The organism is Vibrio harveyi (assembly GCF_030060435.1).
Classification (GTDB): Bacteria; Pseudomonadota; Gammaproteobacteria; order Enterobacterales; family Vibrionaceae; genus Vibrio; species Vibrio harveyi.
Window position 1 is genome coordinate 3,247,011 of the sequence record NZ_CP125875.1, and the last position, 16,078, is coordinate 3,263,088.

Annotated in this window: 13 protein-coding genes, 6 tRNA genes and 1 rRNA gene; 17 read left to right on the forward strand and 3 right to left on the reverse strand. The window is 44.9% G+C overall.

The annotated features are described in order from the left end of the window. Positions 1–33: 33 nt before the first annotated feature. The 3 genes from rrf to QMY49_RS15375 all read left to right on the forward strand — a co-directional run bounded on the left by rrf (position 34) and on the right by QMY49_RS15375 (position 440). Positions 34–150 (forward strand): 5S ribosomal RNA (rrf, locus tag QMY49_RS15365). Between the two features lie 68 nt (positions 151–218). Further along, positions 219–295: transfer RNA gene (locus QMY49_RS15370), tRNA-Asp, on the forward strand. A gap of 68 nt (positions 296–363) precedes the next feature. After that, positions 364–440: transfer RNA gene (locus QMY49_RS15375), tRNA-Trp, on the forward strand. 778 nt (positions 441–1,218) lie between these two features. Here QMY49_RS15375 and pssA read toward each other — a convergent pair. Together pssA and QMY49_RS15385 are read right to left on the reverse strand one after the other, a co-directional pair. Then, positions 1,219–2,559, reverse strand: coding sequence for a CDP-diacylglycerol--serine O-phosphatidyltransferase (gene pssA, locus QMY49_RS15380; protein ID WP_005451105.1), 1,341 nt, complete (start codon positions 2,557–2,559; stop codon positions 1,219–1,221). Between the two features lie 71 nt (positions 2,560–2,630). Continuing rightward, on the reverse strand, positions 2,631–3,062 hold the full coding sequence (locus QMY49_RS15385; protein WP_283314132.1) for a GNAT family N-acetyltransferase: 432 nt from the start codon (positions 3,060–3,062) through the stop codon (positions 2,631–2,633). A 101-nt stretch (positions 3,063–3,163) separates the two neighbouring features. Between QMY49_RS15385 and murB the strand changes: the two genes are divergently transcribed. Further along, positions 3,164–4,207, forward strand: coding sequence for a UDP-N-acetylmuramate dehydrogenase (murB, locus tag QMY49_RS15390; RefSeq protein ID WP_038899707.1), 1,044 nt, complete (start codon positions 3,164–3,166; stop codon positions 4,205–4,207). Beyond that, positions 4,204–5,169: a bifunctional biotin--[acetyl-CoA-carboxylase] ligase/biotin operon repressor BirA gene (birA, locus tag QMY49_RS15395; protein WP_005451112.1), complete on the forward strand. Its 966-nt coding sequence runs from the start codon at positions 4,204–4,206 to the stop codon at positions 5,167–5,169. The genes murB and birA overlap by 4 nt, the downstream gene beginning before the upstream one ends. Before the next feature lie 25 nt (positions 5,170–5,194). Here the strand turns inward: birA and coaA are convergent, their stop codons facing one another. Next, entirely contained in the window at positions 5,195–6,118 is a 924-nt protein-coding gene (gene coaA, locus QMY49_RS15400) for a type I pantothenate kinase (protein WP_283312263.1), read from the reverse strand. A 206-nt stretch (positions 6,119–6,324) separates the two neighbouring features. Between coaA and QMY49_RS15405 the strand changes: the two genes are divergently transcribed. From QMY49_RS15405 to rpoB, 12 genes are all read left to right on the forward strand, one after another. Next, positions 6,325–6,400: transfer RNA gene (locus QMY49_RS15405), tRNA-Thr, on the forward strand. 52 nt (positions 6,401–6,452) lie between these two features. After that, positions 6,453–6,537, forward strand: a tRNA-Tyr gene (locus QMY49_RS15410). A gap of 35 nt (positions 6,538–6,572) precedes the next feature. Continuing rightward, positions 6,573–6,647, forward strand: a tRNA-Gly gene (locus QMY49_RS15415). Between the two features lie 13 nt (positions 6,648–6,660). Next, positions 6,661–6,736: transfer RNA gene (locus QMY49_RS15420), tRNA-Thr, on the forward strand. Positions 6,737–6,837: 101 nt separating this feature from the next. Continuing rightward, positions 6,838–8,022 (forward strand): elongation factor Tu, encoded by a 1,185-nt coding sequence (gene tuf, locus QMY49_RS15425; protein ID WP_005451119.1) that lies wholly within the window; start codon positions 6,838–6,840, stop codon positions 8,020–8,022. Positions 8,023–8,289: 267 nt separating this feature from the next. Further along, the gene (gene secE / locus QMY49_RS15430; RefSeq protein ID WP_005451121.1) at positions 8,290–8,670 is read left to right on the forward strand and encodes a preprotein translocase subunit SecE; all 381 of its coding nucleotides are present in this window, start codon (positions 8,290–8,292) and stop codon (positions 8,668–8,670) included. A 13-nt stretch (positions 8,671–8,683) separates the two neighbouring features. After that, positions 8,684–9,232, forward strand: coding sequence for a transcription termination/antitermination protein NusG (gene nusG / locus QMY49_RS15435; RefSeq protein WP_005451123.1), 549 nt, complete (start codon positions 8,684–8,686; stop codon positions 9,230–9,232). A 143-nt stretch (positions 9,233–9,375) separates the two neighbouring features. Continuing rightward, positions 9,376–9,804, forward strand: a complete 429-nt coding sequence (gene rplK / locus QMY49_RS15440; RefSeq protein ID WP_005451125.1) for a 50S ribosomal protein L11 — start codon at positions 9,376–9,378, stop codon at positions 9,802–9,804. A gap of 4 nt (positions 9,805–9,808) precedes the next feature. Then, the gene (gene rplA / locus QMY49_RS15445; RefSeq protein WP_005384683.1) at positions 9,809–10,510 is read left to right on the forward strand and encodes a 50S ribosomal protein L1; all 702 of its coding nucleotides are present in this window, start codon (positions 9,809–9,811) and stop codon (positions 10,508–10,510) included. A gap of 293 nt (positions 10,511–10,803) precedes the next feature. Next, positions 10,804–11,298 carry a 50S ribosomal protein L10 gene (rplJ, locus tag QMY49_RS15450; RefSeq protein WP_005451126.1) on the forward strand — a complete coding sequence of 165 codons (495 nt, stop codon included), beginning with the start codon at positions 10,804–10,806 and terminating at the stop codon, positions 11,296–11,298. Between the two features lie 57 nt (positions 11,299–11,355). Continuing rightward, complete coding sequence (gene rplL, locus QMY49_RS15455) at positions 11,356–11,724, forward strand: 50S ribosomal protein L7/L12 (protein ID WP_283312268.1); 369 nt, start codon at positions 11,356–11,358, stop codon at positions 11,722–11,724. Positions 11,725–11,974: 250 nt separating this feature from the next. Beyond that, positions 11,975–16,003 carry a DNA-directed RNA polymerase subunit beta gene (gene rpoB, locus QMY49_RS15460; protein WP_005451129.1) on the forward strand — a complete coding sequence of 1,343 codons (4,029 nt, stop codon included), beginning with the start codon at positions 11,975–11,977 and terminating at the stop codon, positions 16,001–16,003. The last annotated feature ends 75 nt before the right edge of the window (positions 16,004–16,078 follow it).

A 16,078-nucleotide genomic window follows, 5' to 3' on the forward strand; every position in this document is an offset into this window, starting at 1 on the left:
ATTTAAAATCAGTTTTCCGAATTAAAGAATTTGCTTGGCGACCATAGCGATTTGGACCCACCTGACTTCCATTCCGAACTCAGAAGTGAAACGAATTAGCGCCGATGGTAGTGTGGGGCTTCCCCATGTGAGAGTAGGACATCGCCAGGCTTGTATTTTATTTTCACTTTTTATGAAAAAGTGAAGACAAAAACTTAGACTTTAGGTCTAACCAGTGCGGAGCGGTAGTTCAGTTGGTTAGAATACCGGCCTGTCACGCCGGGGGTCGCGGGTTCGAGTCCCGTCCGCTCCGCCACTTATTTCAAAGACCTCGCTTTTGCGAGGTTTTTTTGAATCTACAATGTGATAAACTGTAGTTTCTACAGGGGTGTAGCTCCAATTGGCAGAGCAGCGGATTCCAAATCCGCGTGTTGGGAGTTCGAATCTCTCCACCCCTGCCATATTTAAGGCTCTAGCAGAAATGCTAGAGCCTTTTTCGTATATGGAGGAACGAGTACCAGTCTAGTTGGAAGAGCAGGGGATTCCCCTAATGCCAAAATAGTGCGTGTTGGGAACTGAGCCGCCAGTCCGCTTGGCAGCAAGCCATATCGAATCTCCGGAGTGCCGGTCCAATCCACCCCTGCCATATTTAAGGCTCTAGCAGAAATGCTAGAGCCTTTTTCGTATATGAAGGAACGAGTACCAGTCTAGTTGGAAGAGCAGGGGATTCCCCTAATGCCCAAATAGTGCGTGTTGGGAACTGAGCCGCCAGTCCGCTTGGCAGCAAGCCATATCGAATCTCCGGAGTGCCGGTCCAATCCACCCCTGCCATATTTAAGGCTCTAGCAGAAATGCTAGAGCCTTTTTCGTATATGAAGGAACGAGTACCAGTCTAGTTGGAAGAGTATCTGATTCTCCTAACGCCAGAATCGTGCGTGTTGAGATTAGATCTCCAGCTCGCTTGGCAGTAAGTCCTATCGAATCTCGGAGTATTGATCCAATCTACCTCTGTCATATTTAAAGCTCCAGCAGAAATGCTGGAGCCTTTTCGTTACAATCTGGACCTGTTATCTTGTTGAATTTCTTAGAATACAAAGTCGTCTCATCCCATTGTATATCGAACTGTCAGTTTAAATACTTAAAGAAAGCAACAATGTTGTAATCTATGTCGCTAGCTGTACATAATAAAAAAGCCCAGTATTTTCATACTGGGCTCTGTAAGTTTACTATCGAAGCATTTTAAAGAATGCGTTTTAGTACACCATCAGCTTTGATACGTGTGATCTTACGGACCAGCTTCTGAACACTGACTGGATAGTCTTCCACTTTCTCTAATTGCTTGTAAGTACAAATAAGCTGAGTGTGCTCTAGAATGTTTGCCACCTCTTGTTCAAATTTGTCTGTCATCTTCGCGAAGTTGTCTTGTACTAAAAGACCATTTTCAAGATCTAGTGACCATGCTCTAGGGTTTAGGTTGTTGCCTGTCATAAGCATGTAGCGCTTATCAACCCAGATACCTTTGAGGTGGAAGCTATTGTTATCATGTTTCCAAAGGTGAATAGATAATTTGCGAGCAGCAATGCTTGCTTCATTCGCTTTAGCGAAACGACGTAAGTTGAGTTCGTACAGATATGGTAAACCACCAATAGTTTTGAACTCTTCTTCAGGAGAGATGTAAAAGTCGTTTGCAGTCTTGTCACCAACCACGATTGTTACTTTTACACCACGTTTCATTGCACGTTTTACTTCACGATTAATCGCTTTCGGGAAGTTAAAGTAAGGTGTACAGATAAAGATTTCGTTCTGAGCAGCTGCAAGCAGCTTAACGATTTTCTGGTTGAGTAAATTACGGCGCTTCCCTAAACCTACCAGCGGTGTAACTTTCACTTCGTCTTCGCTGGCTACTTCTGGTTTAAATTCGTAATTAGCACGAGCTAAAGAAGAGCGAAGTTGGCGAATGTCCGCTTTGATCTCTTTTGTCTCAGGTTTATCTTTATCTGCAAGATCATTAACTGCAGGGTGGGCGATCATTTCATCCTGAATGAATCCTACCATCGAGTCTGCTAATGCTTTGTGTTGAATGACATGGTAGCGATCGAAGCGGTAACGACCATTGTATTGTAGGTATACGTTGTTAAGACTTGCTCCGCTGTAAATGACGGTGTCATCTACGATGAAGCCTTTAAGATGAAGTACACCAAAGACTTCTCTGCCTCGTACAGGAATACCGTATACAGGAATTGAGTGCTGGTATTTTTTTGCGAATGCCTTGTAAAGTGCTGCGTTGCCTTCAGATGATTCTGCACCAATGAGACCACGTTGCGCTCGGTGCCAATCTACACAGATATTGATGTCCAATCCAGGATTGCGCTGTTTCGCTTCATAAAGCGCTGTGAAAATTTCACGTCCAGCTTCATCATCTTCCAGATATAGAGCGACTAGGTAAATTCGTGACGTTGCTTTGCTGATCGCATCAAGAAGACGAGCTCTGAAAGCATCTGCTGCGTGCAGAACTTCGAAGTCTTCAGGCTTAACTGCGAGACTTGGCAACTGTTCGAATGGGTTCCTACTTACTATCATACCGGTGTGAGTACCTTAATTAAGTGCAATATTGCGAACCTGATATTTTACCAAAGATATGATTTCTCTGGCTACAAAAGCGCACTGTTTGAAGCACTAGAAGTAATGAATTGCATTGGAATGAGATCTTTGCCACTGTCCACGTACCGTAAATAAGCCATTTTCAATGAGTTTGGAAGCTCAGAGCTATCAATGGTTTTGAATCTATGTTGAGAGTAATAAGCCTCTAAATGATTAAAAGCAAAGCAATAATCTCCATTGTTGAAAACAGTGTTTTCGCAATGAGTAAGTAATGCTTGACCGACCCCTGTTCCCCTACATTCCGGAACAACAAGCATACCAGTCAGCAAGCGAGACTTTTCGACCGCTTTCATTCTAAGGAGAGCAACGATTTTTCCTTCTAAACTTGCGGTGATGATCAGCTCATCACGCTTGGCTTTTCCGGCAGGGTAATGTGCTTTGTATAATCTCTTGATCAGAGGTAGTTTGATCGGATTTAACACTTCTATGATTAATGAGCTAGGTATTGTCACTGCGGCTAAAACATAACTAAGGTAGAATGGCTACAGTTTAAGAGAATCTCATCTGGCGTTGCAAATCCACTATGGAAATTAAGAAACATGCGAGCCTCAAGGCTTTCCACACATTTGGTATCGAACAAACCTGTGCTTATTTAGCGATCGTTGAAACTATCGATGATGTTATTCAGCTATTTAAAGATGAAGCTTACCTAGAGTTACCGAAGCTATTTTTAGGTAAGGGCAGTAACATGCTGTTTACTCAACACTATGAAGGCATGGTCATTATTAACCGCTTAATGGGCAAAACTGTTACTGAAGAAGGTGCTCATTATCTATTGCACATTGAAGGCGGTGAGGATTGGCCGGCGCTTGTTCAATGGTGTGTAGAACAAGGCATGGGAGGTATTGAGAACCTCGCACTCATCCCTGGCTGTGCAGGCTCGGCACCTATTCAAAATATCGGAGCCTATGGATTGGAACTGCAAAATGTGTGTGAATACGTAGATATCCTCGATTTGGAGAACTTCACGACCAAACGCATGACAGCAGAAGAGTGCCAATTTGGCTATCGTGATTCGATCTTCAAGCATGCATTATATGAAAAATGCTTTATTACTGCGGTCGGTCTCAAACTGCCAAAGCAATGGAAGGCGATCAATCAATATGGTCCTTTGCAAAGTATTCCTGAAGAAGAGCTTAGTCCCCTAACCATTTTTGAGCGTGTATGCCAAGTGCGAATGGAAAAACTGCCAGACCCTGCAAAAGTTGGTAACGCAGGAAGCTTTTTTAAAAATCCAGTGATCAGCCAAGATCATTACGATCAACTTATCAAAAAGCACAGCAATATGGTGGCTTACCCTGCGAAAGGAGGAATGAAAGTCGCTGCGGGTTGGCTAATCGACCAATGTGGTTTGAAGGGGGTATCAGTGAACGGTGCTCAAGTAAATCCACTCCAAGCTTTGGTTCTAACTAATGTTGATAATTGTAGTGCTAATGACGTTGTCGAGCTTGCGTCTTTGATAAAAAGGACCGTTTGGGATAAATACCAAATTGAACTAGAACATGAAGTTCGTTTTATGAATAACAAGGGCGAGACTAACCTAACTGAGATTGAGGCTACGCGATGAGAAAGGAACACTCTGCAAAACTGCATATTCTCAAAGCGCTAAGTGACGGTGATTTTCATTCTGGGGAAGCCTTAGGGCAAGAATTGGGTATATCACGCGCTGCTATTGCAAAGCACATCAAAGGTCTTAATGATTGGGGCGTAGACATTTACCGGATTCAAGGACGTGGCTACCAGCTAGCTCAGCCTTTACAACTGCTTGATGAGCAAAGGCTTCAAGCTCATGTTGATACTCAACTTGAACTCATCTCGGTTATAGATTCAACCAACCAATATCTGCTCGAGAAAGTCGATGACTCCGATAAGGGGCGCGTATGTTTGGCTGAATATCAAGCAAAAGGAAGAGGACGACGTGGGCGCCAATGGATATCGCCTTTTGGAACTAACTTGTATTTGTCGATGTACTGGCGTTTGGATGCTGGTATGGCAGCGGCTATGGGGTTGAGCTTAGTTGTTGGTATCGCAGCAGTGGAAGCTATTGAAGAGATGGGTATCCAAGGCGTAAAACTCAAATGGCCGAACGATATTTACTACGAAGATAAAAAGCTTGCAGGCATTTTAGTTGAAATGTCAGGGCAAGCCGGTGGGGCTGCGCATCTAGTTATTGGCATGGGGCTTAATATCGGTATGCCAGACTTGCAACCTGAAATCGATCAACCGTGGACAACCTTAAACCAAGTGAGCGATAGCCTAGATATCGATCGTAACCAGTTAGCGATTAACCTGATTGAACACTGGAAGAAAGCACTAGAAGAATATGAAATGACAGGGCTCGGTGGATTTGTAGAGCGTTGGAATCGTTTAGACAACTTTATTGGACGCCCTGTAAAGCTATTGATGGGACCTAGAGAAATCCATGGGGTAGTAAAGGGCATCGATCAGCAAGGTGGTGTAGTATTAGAAACCACTAATGGATTGGAGACCTACGTTGGTGGTGAGATCTCCCTGAGGAAAGGTGATTAACCTCTAGTCTAGTGCCTGATAGAGGTTATTTTCTCAACGACACCTTGTCGACGAGATGACTAGGACCTTTGTGCAGAATTAGATGGGCTCTCTCGCGAGTTGGCAGAATGTTATGTTCTAGATTGAGCCCGTTAATGCTTTGCCAAATTTCTTTAGCTTTGTTTTTCGCCTCTTCGACAGACAATTGCGTGTAATGACTAAAATAAGAGCCTGGTTGAGTAAATGCACCTTGGCGGAATTTCAAAAATCGTTCTACATACCATTGCTCAATGGTCTCAGTTTCTGCATCAACATAAATAGAGAAGTCTAGGAAATCAGAGACAAACACGCGATGTGGAGCATGCGGATAGTCCATACCACTTTGCAGAACGTTTAACCCTTCGATAATCAGTACATCTGGACGATCTACTTTCTTTCGTTCTTTAGTAATGTCGTACGTAATGTGTGAATAAACTGGGACTTCTAAGTTTGGTTGACCTGCTTTTACATCTGAAACGAATTCTACCAAGCGTTTAATATCGTAAGATTCCGGAAAGCCTTTACGATGCATGATGCCTCTCTCTTCCAGCACTTTCTTTGGATATAAGAAACCATCTGTTGTCACAAGGGCGACTTTCGGATGGTTCTCCCAACGAGAGAGCAATGCTTTTAGAAGTCGTGCGGTAGTACTTTTTCCTACCGCCACACTGCCGGCAATGCCGATAACAAAGGGTGGAGCATGTTCTTCCGTGTTGAGGAACTGCTGAAGTACAGAGTTACGACTTTGGCGAGCCTGAACGTACAGATTTAAAAGACGTGACAAAGGAAGGTAGATCTCTACCGCTTCCTCCATAGTGAGGTTTTCATTAATGCCTTGAAGCGCTTTCAGATCGTCTTCAGAGAGTGTCATCGGAACAGAATTGCGCAATTCTGCCCATTCGGCACGGTCAAATGACAAAAATGGACTCATGGGTCTCTTTTATCCTTGGTTTCATCGAGAGCAAGAACATACAACAAGCTCCGTGCAAAGCAAACGACAAAGCTCGAAAGTTTGCTTTAAAAAGCGAGGTTTGTATGATTTTGCAGCAATCGATTCTAAAAAGTCGAATTTTACGATTTTTTTTGAAATAGCTATTGCAACCTAGAAAATCATTCAATAGAATGCGCACCACTTATGCCGACTTAGCTCAGTAGGTAGAGCAACTGACTTGTAATCAGTAGGTCACCAGTTCGATTCCGGTAGTCGGCACCATTCTTTCCTGTTTCTAGTGGAAACAATTGTAGTAAGAATGGCTTAAAAATTTGGAGGGGTTCCCGAGTGGCCAAAGGGAGCAGACTGTAAATCTGCCGGCACTGCCTTCGATGGTTCGAATCCGTCCCCCTCCACCATATTCTTTAGGAAATAGCTCTCAGAGTTACGTGTTGCGGGCATCGTATAATGGCTATTACCTCAGCCTTCCAAGCTGATGATGCGGGTTCGATTCCCGCTGCCCGCTCCACTCTAATTTGAGTGCTGATATAGCTCAGGTGGTAGAGCGCATCCTTGGTAAGGATGAGGTCGGCAGTTCGAGTCTGCCTATCAGCACCAGCTCTCAAAGTTATCTCCTTTTGATATAAGATTTACCAATTATCTTTTTTGGTTGCGTGGTCAATTCGGGCCACCTAAATCCGTACCTAGAGGGACTACTCATGTCTAAAGAAAAATTTGAACGTGTAAAACCGCACGTAAACGTTGGTACTATCGGCCACGTTGACCACGGTAAAACTACTCTAACTGCAGCTATCTGTACAACACTTGCTAAAGTATACGGCGGTGCTGCTCGTGACTTCGCATCTATCGATAACGCTCCAGAAGAGCGTGAGCGCGGTATCACAATCGCTACTTCTCACGTAGAGTACGATACTCCAACTCGCCACTACGCGCACGTTGACTGTCCAGGACACGCGGACTACGTTAAGAACATGATCACTGGTGCTGCACAGATGGACGGTGGTATTCTTGTAGTTGCTGCAACTGATGGTCCAATGCCACAAACTCGTGAGCACATCCTACTAGGCCGTCAGGTTGGTATCCCATACATCATCGTATTCATGAACAAATGTGACATGGTTGACGATGAAGAGCTACTAGAACTAGTAGAAATGGAAGTTCGTGAACTTCTATCTGAGTACGACTTCCCAGGTGATGACCTACCAGTTATCCAAGGTTCTGCTCTAGGCGCACTAAACGGCGAAGAGCAATGGGAAGCTAAGATTGTTGAACTAGCAGAAGCGCTAGATTCATACATCCCTGAGCCAGAGCGTGCAGTAGATATGCCATTCCTAATGCCTATCGAAGACGTATTCTCAATCCAAGGTCGTGGTACAGTAGTAACTGGTCGTATCGAACGTGGTATCCTAAACGTAGGTGACGAAGTTGCTATCGTTGGTATCAAAGAAACGACTACTACAACATGTACTGGTGTTGAGATGTTCCGTAAGCTTCTTGACGAAGGTCGTGCTGGTGAGAACGTTGGTGCACTTCTACGTGGTACTAAACGTGATGAAGTTGAACGTGGTCAAGTACTAGCTAAGCCTGGTTCAATCACTCCACACACTAAGTTCGAGTCAGAAGTATACGTACTTTCTAAAGATGAAGGTGGTCGTCACACTCCATTCTTCAAAGGCTACCGTCCACAGTTCTACTTCCGTACAACTGACGTAACTGGTGACATCTCTCTACCAGAAGGCGTAGAAATGGTAATGCCAGGTGACAACATCCAAATGCAAGTTGAGCTAATCGCTCCTATCGCTATGGATGAAGGCCTACGTTTCGCTATCCGTGAAGGTGGCCGTACTGTAGGTGCTGGTGTTGTTGCTAAGATCTTCGACTAATTCTTAAAGAATTAAACGAATGTCTTCGGAAAATCTTGAATTAGATTTGACGAACCAGTAGCAAAAAGGGCATCATTTGATGCCCTTTTTCTGCACTCAACATTATTTTAGCTGTTTTCTTGTTCAGATTTTGGTTGAGAGCAGAGCAAGATTGGCCGGAGAGGCTTAATCTTAAGAGAGTAACGCTGATTTTTTCAGCGATATGGAGTTTGCCCTGCAACAGCGGGGTTGTTGTCGTCTATATTAAGACTTGTGACAGGTTGGTTTATGAAAGCAAATAATGCTGAAACTCCTGATAGCTCAAACGCAGCAGATACGTTTAAGTGGATTGCCGCTTTCGTATTAGCAGCGGCCGCTGTTGTGGGTAATTACCTGTATGGTGAAATGTCTGTAGTAGTTCGCGCTGCAGGCGTTGTTGTTCTAATTGCAGCTGCTCTTGGCGTTGCAGCAACAACGACTAAAGGTAAAGCAGCGATCAGTTTTGCAAAAGAATCTCGTATGGAAGTTCGTAAAGTTGTTTGGCCTACACGCCAAGAAACTATGCAAACAACACTGATCGTTTTAGCTGTAAGTATTGTAATGGCTCTAGCGCTATGGGGTATTGACGGCATCATGGTTCGTCTAGTAGCTCTAGCGACTGGGGTATAGAGGGTTTTAATTCATGAGTGAAGCTCCAAAAAAACGCTGGTATGTGGTTCAAGCCTTCTCTGGATTTGAAGGTCGTGTAGCTCAATCTCTTCGCGAGCATATCAAAATGCACAGCATGGAAGAGCTATTCGGTGAAGTACTGGTTCCTACTGAAGAAGTAGTGGAAATGCGCGCGGGTCAGCGTCGTAAATCTGAGCGTAAGTTCTTCCCAGGTTACGTCCTTGTTCAGATGATTATGAACGATGAATCATGGCACCTAGTACGCAGTGTGCCGCGTGTCATGGGCTTCATTGGTGGTACCTCAGACCGTCCAGCACCTATCACAGACAAAGAAGCTGATGCGATTCTTAATCGTCTTGAGAAAGCAAGTGAAGCTCCTCGTCCACGTACTATGTACGAAGCGGGCGAAGTGGTACGTGTTAATGAAGGTCCATTTGCTGACTTCAATGGTACTGTTGAAGAAGTGGATTACGAGAAGAGCCGCCTGAAAGTGTCTGTGTCGATCTTTGGTCGTGCAACACCAGTTGAGCTTGAATTTGGTCAGGTTGAAAAACTTGATTAAAAAAACACCTTTTTAAGGGTTGTCTAAGGCGCGAATTATGACTATAATTTCGCGCCTTTTTACTTCTGGTGAAGTAAAGAGTTTTTTCATTAAACGGGGAGCTGATCGATGATTAGCGTTTGTACCCAAACTTAGGAATTATCATGGCTAAGAAAGTTGAAGCTTACATCAAGCTACAAGTTGCAGCTGGTATGGCGAACCCAAGTCCACCAGTTGGTCCTGCACTAGGTCAACACGGTGTTAACATCATGGAATTCTGTAAAGCGTTCAACGCGAAAACAGAATCTCTAGAGAAAGGTCTACCTACTCCTGTTGTTATCACTGTATACAACGACCGTTCTTTCACGTTCGTAACTAAGACTCCACCTGCTGCTGTTCTTCTTAAGAAAGCTGCTGGCGTTAAGTCTGGTTCAGGTCGTCCAAACACTGAAAAAGTGGGTACTGTAACTGACGCTCAAATCCAAGAAATCGCAGAAACTAAAGCTGCTGATATGACTGGTGCTGACATCGAAGCAATGAAGCGTTCAATCGCTGGTACTGCTCGTTCAATGGGCCTAGTGGTAGAGGGTTAATAAGATGGCTAAACTAACTAAGCGCATGCGCGTAATCCGCGAAAAAGTTGACGTAACTAAAGAGTACGAAATCAACGAAGCTGTTGCTCTTCTTCAAGAACTAGCTACTGCTAAATTCGTAGAGTCTGTTGACGTTGCTGTTAACCTAGGCATCGATGCTCGTAAATCTGACCAGAACGTACGTGGTGCAACTGTACTACCTCACGGTACTGGCCGCGAAATCCGCGTTGCAGTGTTCACTCAAGGTGCAAACGCTGAAGCAGCTAAAGAAGCTGGCGCAGACATCGTTGGTATGGAAGATCTTGCTGAGCAAGTTAAGAAAGGCGAAATGAACTTCGACGTAGTTGTTGCTTCTCCAGATGCAATGCGCGTTGTAGGTCAACTAGGTACTATCCTAGGTCCTCGCGGTCTAATGCCAAACCCTAAAGTTGGTACTGTAACTCCTAACGTTGCTGAAGCAGTTAAGAACGCTAAAGCTGGTCAGGTTCGTTACCGTAACGACAAAAACGGCATCATCCACACTACTATCGGTAAAGCAAACTTCTCTGCTGAGCAGATCAAAGAGAACCTAGAAGCTCTTCTAGTTGCTCTGAAGAAAGCTAAGCCATCTTCAGCGAAAGGTACTTTCCTGAAGAAAGTAAGCATCTCTACTACTATGGGTGCTGGTGTTGCTGTTGATCAGGCTAGCCTGAACACTCAAGCATAATTTATTTGCTTAGGCGCAAAATTTGTGTATAATTTTGCGCCTAATATTTGTGGTTGGGGCTGAACATTGGTTCTTTGAACTGTCTCCTAGTTCGAAATGAATTAAGACCCAGTCTCCGTCCAAGACCGTAGGTGTTTGTTCTCAAAACAAACTTAATCATCCTACGTAGATGGTGCCCGAACTGACAGAAAGCTCTATGTAAATAGTTAACTTTCTTCTGGGAATGCACCTCAATAGCTCTCACTGTCGTGATGATAGTGAGTGGTGTAACGACAACCAGGAGTAAATCCAAGATGGCTTTAAACCTTCAAGACAAAAAAGCAATTGTTGCTCAAGTCAACGAAGCTGCCAGTGGTGCACTTTCTGCAGTTGTAGCTGATTCTCGTGGCGTTGAAGTTGGCGCGATGACTTCTCTACGTAAACAAGCTCGCGAAGCGGGTGTTTACATGAAAGTCGTGCGTAACACACTAGCACGTCGTGCGGTTCAGGGTACAGACTACGAGTGTCTAACTGACACTTTCACTGGTCCTACTCTAATCGCGTTCTCTAACGAGCACCCAGGTGCTGCAGCGCGTCTTTTCAAAGACTTCGCTAAAGAGAACAAAGATTTCGAGATCAAAGCTGCTGCATTTGAAGGCGCTTTAACTGACGCTGAAGTACTAGCAACACTACCAACTTACGACGAAGCAATCGCACGCCTAATGATGTGCATGAAAGAAGCTTCTGCTGGCAAGCTGGTACGTACTATCGCTGCTATCCGCGATCAAAAAGAAGAAGCAGCGGCTTAAGCCTTGCTTTTTACTGGTTGCAAAATAAACTTATTGTTGACTTAAAAGAGAATTGTTATGTCTATTACTAACGAGCAAATCCTAGACGCAGTTGCAGAAATGTCTGTAATGCAAGTTGTTGAACTAATCGAAGCTATGGAAGAGAAATTCGGTGTATCTGCTGCTGCTGCAGTAGTTGCAGGTGGCGCAGCAGGCGGCGAAGCTGCAACTGAGCAAACTGAATTTGACGTAATCCTAGAATCTGCTGGCGGCAACAAAGTTGCTGTAATCAAAGCAGTACGTGGCGCAACTGGCCTAGGTCTTAAAGAAGCTAAAGCTCTTGTAGACGGCGCTCCAGCACCTCTTAAAGAAGGTGTTGACAAAGCAGAAGCTGACGCACTTAAAGCTCAGCTAGAAGAAGCTGGTGCAACTGTTGCTGTTAAGTAATTATTGCATAGTTTCTTAGCCTAACGGCTAATTGGCTGGTGGTTTTTTAACCACCGGCCTTTTTGCGCTGTAGGGTATAGGCGAATTTTCCCGCTGTTTAAGCGCCTGTTCCCAAGCAAAAAACATTTCATTCCTACGCAATGAAATGTCACTACAGTAAACAGCTATTTAGTCACTGTCCCTTACCCCCCTTAAGTAACTAGGAGCGGGCGGACAGTTTGGGTCACTTATCAGCGAGCTGAGGAACCCCATGGTTTACTCTTATACCGAGAAAAAGCGCATCCGTAAGGACTTTGGTACTCGTCCACAAGTTTTGGACATTCCATACCTGCTATCGATCCAGCTCGATTCGTTCGACAAATTCATCGAACAGGATCCTGAAGGTCAATACGGTCTTGAAGCTGCTTTCCGTTCTGTATTCCCAATTCAGAGCTACAACGGCAATTCTGAGCTGCAATACGTTAGCTACCGTCTTGGTGAGCCAGTTTTTGACGTTAAAGAATGTCAAATCCGCGGTGTAACTTACTCAAAGCCACTACGCGTAAAACTACGTCTAGTAATCTTTGATAAAGACGCGCCAGCAGGTACTGTAAAAGACATTAAAGAACAAGAAGTCTACATGGGCGAAATTCCGCTTATGACAGACAATGGTACCTTCGTAATTAACGGTACCGAGAGGGTTATCGTATCCCAGCTGCACCGAAGCCCAGGCGTGTTCTTCGACAGCGATAAGGGTAAGACCCACTCTTCAGGTAAAGTTCTATACAACGCACGTGTTATTCCTTACCGTGGCTCATGGTTAGACTTTGAGTTCGACCCTAAGGATAACTTATACGTACGTATTGACCGCCGTCGTAAGCTACCAGCTTCGATCATCCTTCGTGCACTTGGTAAAACGTCAGAAGAAATCCTAGATATCTTCTTCGAAAAAGTGAACTTCGAAGTGAAAGACCAAACTCTACTAATGGAGTTGGTTCCTGATCGTCTACGTGGTGAAACTGCGTCATTCGACATCGAAGCGAACGGTAAAACTTACGTTGAGCAAGGTCGTCGTGTAACAGCTCGTCATATCCGCCAACTAGAGAAAGATGGCGTTGATCACATCGAAGTACCAGTTGAGTACATCGTTGGTAAAGTTGCATCGAAAGATTACGTCAACGAAGCGACAGGCGAGATCATTGTTAACGCTAACCAGGAAATCAGCCTGGAAGCTCTAGCGAACCTATCTCAGGCTGGCCACAAATCACTAGAAACGTTGTTCACCAACGATCTAGACCATGGTCCATTCATGTCAGAAACGCTACGCATCGACAGCACTGTTGATCGTATTTCTGCTTTGGTAGAAATCTACCGCATGATGCGCCCTGGTGAGCCACCAACAAAAGAAGCTGCAGAAGCACTATTCGAAAGCCTATTCTTCTCTGAAGAGCGTTACGATCTATCGACTGTTGGTCGTATGAAGTTCAACAGCTCTATCGGTCGTGAAGATGCTCAAGAGCAAGGCACACTTGACGAGCTAGATATCGTTGAAGTGATGAAGAAGCTTATCGCGATTCGTAACGGTAAAGGCGAAGTGGACGATATCGACCACCTAGGTAACCGTCGTATCCGCTCTGTAGGCGAAATGGCTGAGAACCAGTTCCGTGTAGGTCTAGTACGTGTTGAGCGTGCAGTTAAAGAGCGTCTAAGCCTAGGCGATCTTGACGCAATCATGCCTCAAGACTTGATCAACGCGAAACCAATCTCTGCAGCTGTTAAAGAATTCTTTGGCTCTTCACAGCTTTCACAGTTCATGGACCAAAACAACCCGCTATCAGAAGTAACGCATAAGCGTCGTATTTCTGCATTGGGTCCTGGCGGTCTAACTCGTGAACGTGCTGGCTTCGAAGTACGTGACGTACACGTAACTCACTACGGTCGTCTATGTCCTATCGAAACGCCGGAAGGTCCAAACATCGGTCTGATCAACTCTCTATCTGCGTTTGCGCGTTGTAACGAGTACGGTTTCCTAGAGACACCATACCGTCGCGTTGTAGATGGCATTGTAACAGACGAAGTAGATTACCTATCTGCAATCGAAGAAGGTCAATTCGTTATCGCACAGGCTAATGCTGCGTTAACTGAAGAAGGCGGTTTTGCAGATGAGCTGATCACAGCTCGTCAAAAAGGTGAATCTGGTCTACACCCTCGTGAGCACGCTCAGTACATGGACGTTGCGACAAACCAGGTTGTATCTATCGCTGCATCGCTTATCCCGTTCCTAGAACACGATGATGCGAACCGTGCATTGATGGGTGCGAACATGCAACGTCAGGCAGTTCCAACACTGAAAGCTGACAAACCGCTTGTTGGTACTGGTATTGAACGTAACGTAGCAGTTGACTCAGGTGTAACTGCAGTTGCTAAACGTGGTGGTGTAATCCAGTCTGTAGATGCTTCTCGTATCGTTGTTAAAGTGAACGAAGAAGAGCTAGTACCAGGTGAAGCTGGTATCGACATCTACAACCTGACTAAATACACACGTTCTAACCAGAACACATGTATTAACCAGCGCCCATGTGTGATGCCAGGTGAACCTGTATCACGCGGTGACGTTCTTGCTGATGGTCCTTCAACAGACCTTGGTGAACTAGCGCTTGGTCAAAACATGCGTATCGCGTTCATGCCTTGGAATGGTTACAACTTCGAAGACTCGATCTTAGTATCTGAGCGCGTAGTTCAAGAAGACCGTTTCACGACTATCCACATCCAAGAACTTACTTGTGTGGCGCGTGATACTAAGCTTGGTTCTGAAGAGATCACAGCTGATATTCCAAACGTAGGTGAGTCTGCTCTGTCTAAACTAGACGAGTCAGGTATCGTTTACATCGGTGCTGAAGTTAAGGGTGGCGACATCCTAGTTGGTAAAGTAACACCTAAAGGTGAAACTCAGCTAACGCCTGAAGAGAAGCTACTACGTGCAATCTTCGGTGAAAAAGCATCTGACGTTAAAGATACTTCACTACGTGTACCTAACTCTGTATCAGGTACGATCATCGACGTTCAAGTCTTCACTCGCGATGGCGTAGAGAAAGACAAGCGTGCGCTTGAAATCGAACAAATGCAGCTTAAAGAAGCGAAGAAAGACCTAACTGAAGAATTCCAGATTCTTGAGGGTGGCCTTCTAAACCGTGTTAAAGCTGTACTGATTGAAGGTGGTTACTCTGAAGCGAAACTAGACACAACTGATCGTAAGAAGTGGCTAGAACTAACGCTAGAAGATGACGCTCTACAAACTCAGCTAGAACAACTAGCAGAGCAGTGGGACGAGCTAAAAGCTGACTTCGATAAGAAATTCGAAACTAAGCGTCGCAAGATCACTCAAGGTGATGATCTAGCACCTGGCGTACTGAAGATCGTTAAGGTTTACCTAGCGGTTAAACGTCGCATTCAGCCTGGTGATAAGATGGCGGGTCGTCACGGTAACAAGGGTGTAATCTCTAAGATTAACCCTGTTGAAGACATGCCATACGATGAGAAAGGTCAGCCTGTAGACATCGTACTTAACCCACTGGGTGTACCTTCGCGTATGAACATCGGTCAGATCCTAGAAGTACACTTAGGTCTGGCAGCGAAAGGTATTGGTGACAAGATCAACCAGATGGTTAAAGAGCAGCAAGAACTAGCGAAATTCCGCGAGTTCCTACAAAAAGTTTACGATCTAGGCGAGACTCGCCAGAAAGTAGATATTGCTTCTCTATCTGATGACGAAGTTCGTACTCTGATCAAGAACCTACGTGGCGGTCTACCAATCGCGACTCCAGTATTTGACGGTGCACCAGAAGCGTCTATTAAAGCGCTACTGAAACTAGCAGACCTACCAGAATCTGGTCAGCTAAAACTGTTTGATGGTCGCACAGGTGACCAGTTTGAGCGCCCTGTAACAGTAGGTTACATGTACATGCTGAAACTGAACCACCTTGTTGATGACAAGATGCACGCTCGTTCAACTGGTTCGTACAGCCTAGTAACTCAGCAGCCACTTGGTGGTAAAGCTCAGTTCGGTGGTCAGCGTTTCGGTGAGATGGAAGTATGGGCACTAGAAGCATACGGTGCGGCTTACACTCTACAAGAAATGCTAACGGTTAAGTCGGATGACGTTAACGGCCGTACTAAGATGTACAAAAACATCGTAGACGGTAACCACAGCATGGAACCTGGTATGCCAGAATCGTTCAACGTACTGTTGAAAGAGATTCGCTCGCTAGGTATCAACATCGAGCTAGAAGACGAAGAGTAATCTCTTTCTCTCTTGACTAAGGTTGAGAGAATCTAAAGCGATTATTTGGTAGAAGGTGCTCACTTTAGCGAGTGA

Bases quoted from the DNA above. Each gene is read 5' to 3' on its own strand.
- rpoB (WP_005451129.1), top strand. From the start codon at position 11,975: ATGGTTTACTCTTATACCGAGAAAAAGCGCATCCGTAAGGACTTTGGT.
- rplK (WP_005451125.1), top strand. From the start codon at position 9,376: ATGGCTAAGAAAGTTGAAGCTTACATCAAGCTACAAGTTGCAGCTGGT.
- rplL (WP_283312268.1), top strand. From the start codon at position 11,356: ATGTCTATTACTAACGAGCAAATCCTAGACGCAGTTGCAGAAATGTCT.
- rplJ (WP_005451126.1), top strand. From the start codon at position 10,804: ATGGCTTTAAACCTTCAAGACAAAAAAGCAATTGTTGCTCAAGTCAAC.
- secE (WP_005451121.1), top strand. From the start codon at position 8,290: ATGAAAGCAAATAATGCTGAAACTCCTGATAGCTCAAACGCAGCAGAT.
- rplA (WP_005384683.1), top strand. From the start codon at position 9,809: ATGGCTAAACTAACTAAGCGCATGCGCGTAATCCGCGAAAAAGTTGAC.
- pssA (WP_005451105.1), bottom strand. From the start codon at position 2,559: ATGATAGTAAGTAGGAACCCATTCGAACAGTTGCCAAGTCTCGCAGTT.
- murB (WP_038899707.1), top strand. From the start codon at position 3,164: ATGGAAATTAAGAAACATGCGAGCCTCAAGGCTTTCCACACATTTGGT.
- nusG (WP_005451123.1), top strand. From the start codon at position 8,684: ATGAGTGAAGCTCCAAAAAAACGCTGGTATGTGGTTCAAGCCTTCTCT.
- tuf (WP_005451119.1), top strand. From the start codon at position 6,838: ATGTCTAAAGAAAAATTTGAACGTGTAAAACCGCACGTAAACGTTGGT.
- coaA (WP_283312263.1), bottom strand. From the start codon at position 6,118: ATGAGTCCATTTTTGTCATTTGACCGTGCCGAATGGGCAGAATTGCGC.
- birA (WP_005451112.1), top strand. From the start codon at position 4,204: ATGAGAAAGGAACACTCTGCAAAACTGCATATTCTCAAAGCGCTAAGT.